Annotated in this window: 3 protein-coding genes and 1 other RNA gene; 3 read left to right on the top strand and 1 reads right to left on the bottom strand. The window is 58.5% G+C overall.

The features are described from left to right. Positions 1–999: MiaB/RimO family radical SAM methylthiotransferase (locus AB4043_RS18840; RefSeq protein WP_442307766.1), on the bottom strand; the 999-nt coding region annotated here is incomplete at its 3' end. A 131-nt stretch (positions 1,000–1,130) separates the two neighbouring features. On the opposite strand from AB4043_RS18840, the gene ffs reads away from it, so the two are divergent. The 3 genes from ffs (at position 1,131) to AB4043_RS18825 (ending at position 3,446) form a co-directional block, all read left to right on the top strand. Beyond that, an RNA gene (gene ffs / locus AB4043_RS18835) (signal recognition particle sRNA small type) lies at positions 1,131–1,228 on the top strand. An 85-nt stretch (positions 1,229–1,313) separates the two neighbouring features. After that, complete coding sequence (locus AB4043_RS18830; protein WP_442299137.1) at positions 1,314–2,330, top strand: beta-ketoacyl-ACP synthase III; 1,017 nt, start codon at positions 1,314–1,316, stop codon at positions 2,328–2,330. A 246-nt stretch (positions 2,331–2,576) separates the two neighbouring features. Further along, entirely contained in the window at positions 2,577–3,446 is an 870-nt protein-coding gene (locus AB4043_RS18825; protein ID WP_442299138.1) for a YihY/virulence factor BrkB family protein, read from the top strand. Positions 3,447–3,509: the final 63 nt, after the last annotated feature.

The raw sequence follows: 3,509 nt of genomic DNA, 5'->3' as shown, positions 1-3,509 counted from the left end.
CTTCAAGGCAGTAGGCGAGGCGTGCTGCAGCGGAACATCCAGGTACTTGGAGATGTTGTCGTGCTTCGCGATGGTCTCGAGAAGAAGAGGTGTGACTTTGTTGGGATAGGCGTAGAGGAATCGCAGCCACTTGATGCCGCCGATGCCGGGAACGTTGATCTGTGCCAGGGCATCGAGTAGTTGTGCCAGACCGTCCTTCAGGCCGAGGTCTTCGCCGTAGCAGGTGGTGTCCTGGCCGATCAGCGTAATCTCGCGGACACCCTGCTTCACCAGCGACTCGGCTTCGGTAATGATCGACGACATCCGGCGTGAGCGGAATTTGCCGCGGAGCTGCGGAATGATGCAGAAGGTGCAGGGGTGATCGCAGCCCTCGGCGATCTTGATATATGCCGAGGCCTTCGGTGTGGTGAGAATGCGCGGTGTCTCGTCAGAGTAGAGATACTCAGGCAGGGAAGGCGATGCGCCATCCCATGCATCGCGGCTGAAACGGCCCTGCTCTTCACGCAGATCGCCTTCAGGACGGGAGTGCTTCTTCACCGCCGATGGAGCGCGGTCGATCAACTCAGACTCGAGTGACGGCATTGCATTGATGATGTTGAAGGGTGAAGGCTCTTGTTTGACTGGAGCCATGCCTGCGGCTGCGAGTACGGCTTCCAACTCACCCGTGCCGATGACGGCATCGACTTCGGGGATGTTCTTGCGGATCTCATCGCGATAGCGCTCGACCAGGCAGCCGGCGACGATGAGCTTCTGCGCGCGGCCCGCGGTCTTGTGTTGAGCCATCTCCAGGATGGCGTTGACGGACTCCTGCTTGGCAGAGTCGATGAAGCTGCATGTGTTTACGACGATGATGTCGGCTTGTTCTGCATGAGGTGTCAGCTCGGCGCCTGCGTGGTGCAGCAGGCCCATCATGACTTCAGAGTCGACCAGGTTCTTCGGGCAGCCGAGGGAGACAAATCCGATACGTGTTTTTTGCGTCGCGGTGTCGCGGTCGAGCACAGCTTCAGACGCGAAATCGCCAGATTTTACAGGGGTAGGCACCTTAATATTCTACCCTGATTTCCACCGCTTTCCGGAACGCCTCGGTGTGTCATCAGCAGGCTTCTCGAAACACTGCTAAACTAAACAAGTGCCGGGACCTACGCGACGTAATCCCGCGAACCCCGCCAGGTCCGGAAGGAAGCAACGGTAACGGGCCAGTACGTGCGCAGTAGGCTCCCCGGTACTCTTCAAAGCACTCTTCAGTTGTCTCCCCCACTCTACAATCCATCGCTGGTTCGATATCCTTCCTACTGGAAGTGTGAGGTGACCGTTTGTCTCTTGAGTTGAAGCCACACGTCAGCGTGCGGGCGAAGATCAGTTCTCTTGGAACCTATGTCCCCCCTCGGCTGTTGACCAATGCCGATCTGGAGAAGATGGTCGAAACCAACGACCAGTGGATCGTGGAGCGCACGGGCATTCGTGAGCGTCACATTGTGGACAAGGGCATAGCAACCAGCGATCTGGCGGCAGAGGCGGCGAAGAGGTGCCTGGAGGCGCGTGGAGTCTCTCCTCAGGAGGTCGACGCCATCATCGTCGCCACCGTGACTCCCGACATGATGTTCCCCTCCACGGCCTGCCTGGTGCAAAACAAGCTGGGTGCTCGCGGTGCATGGGGCTTCGACTTGTCTGCAGCCTGCTCCGGCTTCCCGTATGCCTTGCAGGTGGGCGCCAAGCTGGTGGAGAGCGGCGCTCACAAGAAGGTACTGGTCATCGGCGCCGATACGATGTCATCCATCCTCGACTACACCGACCGTACGACCTGCATCCTCTTCGGTGATGGCGCGGGTGCTGTACTGATTGAGCCTTGTGAGGGCGATGAGGTTGGCCTGATCGACTTCTGGCATGAGATTGACGGTGCCGGCGGAGTTTCGCTCAACATGCCCGGCGGCGGCAGCCTTCACCCCTCCAGTCACGAGACCATCGACCAGAAGATGCACTATGTGCATCAGGATGGCCAGGCGGTTTATAAGTTTGCGGTACGCAAAATGGCAGAGGCGGCCGAGGCTGTGCTCACGCGTAATAACGTGAAGGGCGAAGAGCTTGGCTGCTTTATTCCGCACCAGGCGAACAAGCGCATCATCCTGTCGACCGCGGATCGTCTCGGTATGCCCGAAGATCGGGTCATCATCAACATCGACCGTTACGGCAACACGACTGCCGGCACGATTCCCCTTGCCATGGGAACGGCCGTGGAAGAAAAACGGCTGAAGAAGGGCGACCTGGTACTGCTGGCTTCCGTTGGAGCAGGATTTACCGTTGCTTCCACGCTTCTGCGCTGGGAGATCTAGCACGGAGACAAATGACGCCGGCGCTTCAAAAGAAGCGCCGGCACATATTTTTAACCCGCTAGAGCATTTTCCCTGTTGCTGGGTGGCCCGGAACGGGTGTGCAGCGGCGTTTTCATTGCGGAAAACGCCCATAGATACGGGATCCCTACACTACACCTACAGGGAAAATGCTCCTAACTCTGAAAGCACGCCAGATGATTGTCAGCGTCATCGATATCACTGAATCAAGGTAGTCTGTTGTCATTCATGCGCCGATTCTGGGCTCATCTGCGGCTGGCTGCGCGCAACGGCTTTTACCACGACGTCTTTGGCACGGCCAAGGGCTGTGCCTATTCCGCTATCTTTGCGGTGTTCCCCGCACTCATCGTCACTGCCGCTGTGATCGCGCGGCTACCGGACAGCTCTCTCTTCCGGCAGCAGTTTTCTCTGATCTTTGACCGGGTACTGCCGCCGCAGGTACTGGGATTGCTGGCGTCGTACTTTCGGCATACCAGCGAGACGAGCGCAGGGTTGCCGGTGGGTGCTTCCATCGTGAGCCTGACCGGTGCTTCCGGCGTCCTGCTGACGCTGATGGAAGGCTTTCGCCGGGCCTACGATGTTCCCCAGGGAACATGGGGCTTCTGGAGACGGCGCGTCACCTCGTTTGTGYTGGTGCCGATCTCGGTGCTGCCGCTCGGCCTCGCCAGCGTGCTGGTCGTCTTCGGCCATTACATCGCTCTCTGGTTTTACGTGCTTGCCCCTTACCATTCACGCGACATCATCTACTTCGTTGCAACTGCCGCACGTTGGGTGATCGCCCTTACGGGTACGGTAAGCATTTTGTCGTTCATCTATCACTTCGGCACGCCGAGTTCGGTTTCGTGGCGGCGAACCTTGCCGGGAGCTCTGTTCGCGACGCTGCTCTGGTTCGCATCAACCCTCGGGTTCGGATGGTATGTCACGCACTTTGCCAACTACTCGCGGGTCTACGGATCGCTGGGCGCGGGCATTGCACTGCTGGTCTGGCTATATCTGGCGAGCATCAGCGTCCTGCTTGGATCAGAGCTCAATGCCGTGCGTCAAGCACATCACGCTCTGGCGCATCGCATGGCCAGCAGTCCACATCACGACCGATAATTATTGTGGTCGAACCAGCCACAAGGGCAAAGCAGGTAGAATGACTGCGGACCACTGCTGTAT

It is taken from the genome of Terriglobus sp. YAF25 (assembly GCF_052113305.1).
Taxonomy (GTDB): domain Bacteria; phylum Acidobacteriota; class Terriglobia; order Terriglobales; family Acidobacteriaceae; genus Terriglobus.
The sequence above is the reverse complement of the archived record's forward strand: the minus strand, read 5'-3'. Positions and strand labels throughout refer to the sequence as shown.